The 3,558-nt window shown below is 62.5% G+C and carries 3 protein-coding genes; all 3 read left to right on the forward strand.

Annotated elements, in window-relative coordinates:
• A partial coding sequence (locus EOA24_RS31100; RefSeq protein WP_127410447.1) for a sugar ABC transporter substrate-binding protein occupies positions 1–1,258 on the forward strand: 1,258 nt, incomplete at its 5' end.
• Positions 1,259–1,337: 79 nt separating this feature from the next.
• Positions 1,338–2,453 (forward strand): sugar ABC transporter permease, encoded by a 1,116-nt coding sequence (locus EOA24_RS31105; RefSeq protein ID WP_126082443.1) that lies wholly within the window; start codon positions 1,338–1,340, stop codon positions 2,451–2,453.
• 8 nt (positions 2,454–2,461) lie between these two features.
• Positions 2,462–3,379 carry a carbohydrate ABC transporter permease gene (locus EOA24_RS31110; protein ID WP_042644446.1) on the forward strand — a complete coding sequence of 306 codons (918 nt, stop codon included), beginning with the start codon at positions 2,462–2,464 and terminating at the stop codon, positions 3,377–3,379.
• Positions 3,380–3,558 lie beyond the last annotated feature (179 nt).

A 3,558-nucleotide genomic window follows, 5' to 3' on the forward strand; every position in this document is an offset into this window, starting at 1 on the left:
GCAGTCGATCGCCACCGGCACCGTTGACTTCGACGTCATCGAGATGGGCGCGCCCTTTGAAGGCGATGTCTGCGGCAAGGGCTTGACCTCGGAAATGCCCGACTGGGTCAAGAAGCAGATCGACTTCGACGACCTGGTCAACTATCTCAAGCCGCCGGTCGGCACCTGGAACGGCAAGCAGTATCGCGTGACCATCGACGGCGACGCGCACAATTTCAACTACCGCACCGACGTGTTCTCCGACTCCGAGCTGGCTGCAGCCTGGAAGGCGGACAGCGGCGACAAGGCAGGCCTTGCGGAGTGGGGCGTGCCGAAGACCTGGCAGCAGGTGCAGGCCGTCACCAAGTTCCTGAAGGGCAAGAAATTCAAGGGCCAGGACATCTATGGCTATCTCGACGCGCCCAAGCCCTGGGGCGGTTTCGGCTTCTATTTCCTCGGCAGCCGCGCCACCGCCTATGCCAAGCATCCCGATGACAAGGCCTGGCTGTTCGACGCCGACACGATGAAGCCGCGCGTCAACAATCCGGCCTGGGTGCGCGCCATCCAGGACGTCATCGATGCGTTGCCGTCCGAACCGGCCGATCAGATCAACGCCGATCCGAACACGACCGCCTTCCAGCAGTTCCTGGCCGGCACCGGCTCGATGATCCCCTGGTGGGGCGACGTTGGCTCGAACGTGAAGACCAATGACTCCTCGGTCATCGGCGACGTCACCGGCTTCTCAATCCTGCCGGGCTCCGACGACGTCTATAACTCCAAGACCGGCAAGTGGGACAAGCTCGCCAGCGGCCCGAACTATGCGCCGAACTGCGCTTATCTCGGCTGGGGCGTCTATGTCATGGCCCGCGTCGATTCCGACGAGAAGAAGAAGAAGGCCGCATGGTCGGCCGCCGCGCATCTCGGCGGCAAGGATCTGTCGCTGTGGTGCGCGGCCTATCCTTCCGGCTTCCAGCCCTATCGGAACAGCCATTTCAACATTCCGGAATGGGTGGCGGCCGGCTATGACGAGGCGTTCATCAGCTCGTACCTGAAGTCCGAAGCCGACAGCTACAACCATCCGAACGCGGCGATCGAGCCGCGCATCCCCGGCATCTTTCAGTATTACAGCGCCGCCGAGGACATCCTTGCCAACACCTTCGCCGGCAAGATGAAGGCACAGGAAGGCGCCGACGCCATCGCCGCTGCCTGGGAAAAGCTGACCGACCAGATCGGACGCGAAAACCAGGTCAAGCTCTACAAAGCCTCGCTCGGCATGTAGGCTGTCTCGACCAACTCGCGGCCCGGCGACACCTCGTCGCCGGGCCGCATATTTAGGCTGACTCGAAGAGGCGAGAAGCGTGGCTGAGCAGACTTCGACCGCGAATGCGTGGCCGGCGAATCCGGCCGACCTGATCCCGGCAGGCCGCAAGCGCCTCGGCTGGGGCCTGCTGGCCGCAGCCACGCTCGGCTTGCTGACGATCATCGTCGTGCAGATCCTCTACAAGACCGAGATGTCCACGGTCGGCTTCGACACTTGGCGGCCAGTGATCTATGCCTACATCCTGTGGGGTGCAGCACTCGGTGCCTGGCAGGTGCTGACGCGCGGCGAGGACGGGCAGCGCGCGCTGTTCCTTTTGCCGGCGCTGCTTTTCACCATCGCCATGGTGATCTTCCCGACCCTGTTCGGCTTCTACATCGCGCTGACCGACTGGAACCTCAGTTCGTTTACGGGACGCAGGTTCAACGGCCTCGACAATTTCTGGCAGATGCTGGCCGACCCCTATTACCGCAACGCGCTGCTCAACATGGTGCTCTATGTGCTTGCGGTGCTGGTCGAATATGTCGTCGCCTTCGGCCTGGCGCTGCTGCTCAACGCGCAGATCCGCGCCCGCAAATTCTTCCGTGTCGTCTTCCTTTTGCCGCTGATGCTGTCACCGGTCGCGGTGTCCTGGATGGTCGGCAAATCGCTGATGGAATACCGCTTCGGCCCGGCGGCGACGCTGGCGCGCCATCTCGGCTGGGACAATCCCGCCTTCTTCTCCGATCCGATCACAGCCCGCATCTCGATCATGATGCTCGACGCCTGGACCTTCATCCCGTTCATGATGATCATGCTGCTTGCCGGCCTGCAGGCGATGTCGCGCGAGGTGCTTGAAGCCGCCCGCGTCGACGGCGCGACCGCGTGGCAGACCTTCTGGCAGGTTACCTTTCCGCTCATGCTGCCAGTGTCGGTGACGGCCGTCATCCTGCGCATCATCTTCAAGCTGAAGCTCGCCGACATCATCATCACGCTGACCTCGGGCGGCCCCGGCGGCGCTACCGATTCCGTATCGAGCTTCATCTACCGCGAATATCGCGACCGGTCGAATGTCGGCTACGGCACAATGCTCGCCATGGCCTATCTGATCATCATCGTCGTGTTCGTGACCTGGCTGCTGAAAGTCGCCAGTCGCTTCGTGCGCAACGTCAACTGAGCGGCATCATGAGCGTCCAGACCACCGACTACACCGTTTCCGAAATCCGCTCGCCAGCGGCCTTCATCACCAGCCGCGTCTTCATCTATGGCGCGCTCGTCTTCTGGGCATTCGTGTGCCTGTTCCCGATCTACTGGACGATCACCACCTCGTTCAAATCGGCGGTCGACGTCACGCAAGGCCATCTCATTCCCTTCGTCGACTTCACGCCCGACTGGAAGGGCTGGCGCTCGCTCGGCCTGTCGCCGGATTCGATATTCCAGACGTCGACCGTGCGCGACGAATTCTTCAAGCGCTTCATGAACTCGGTCATCACCTCGGTCGGCGCGTCGGCTCTCGCCATCATCATCGGCAGCCTCGCCGCCTATGGCCTTGTCCGTTACCGCTACAAATTCGCCTGGTTCAGGAACGAGGACATCTCCTTCTTCTTCCTGTCGCAGCTGATCCTGCCGCCGGTCGTGCTGGCGCTCCCTTTCCTTGTGCTCTATCGCGAAGTCGCCCTCCTCGACACGCGCATCGGGCTCGTGCTGCTCTACACGCTGATGGTGCTGCCGATCGTGATCTGGATCATGCGCGACCAGTTCAACTCCATTCCCGTCGAATTGGAGGAAGCGGCTTTGGTTGACGGGCTGTCGATCTGGGGCGCCTTCTTCCGCATCGTCATGCCGATCGCCCTGCCCGGCATGGTCGCCGCCTTCATCCTGGCGATGGTGCTGTGCTGGAACGAGTATTTCTTCGCCGCGCTTTTGACCTCGACCGACGCCAAGACCATCCCCGTCATGGTGGCGAGCCAGACCGGCTCGCAAGGCATCAACTGGTGGTCGATGGCCGCACTTGCAACGGCGGCGATCGCGCCGCTGGCGATCATCGGCATCGCGCTCGAGCGCTACCTTATCATGGGCATGACGGCCGGCTCGGTGAAGTAGCTGGACCTTTCCTTCCCCCCTTGTGGGGGAAGGTGGCCGCGCAGCGGCCGGATGAGGGGTGTTCCAGGGAACGCCGACGTCTCACTCCGCTGGAACACCCCTCATCCGTCTCGGCGCTGCGCGCCCATCCACCTTCTCCCACAAGGGGAGAAGGGAAAAATTACGCCCATAGCCCGGCC

The sequence above is a fragment of the Mesorhizobium sp. M2A.F.Ca.ET.039.01.1.1 genome (genome assembly GCF_003998035.1).
GTDB lineage: Bacteria > Pseudomonadota > Alphaproteobacteria > Rhizobiales > Rhizobiaceae > Mesorhizobium.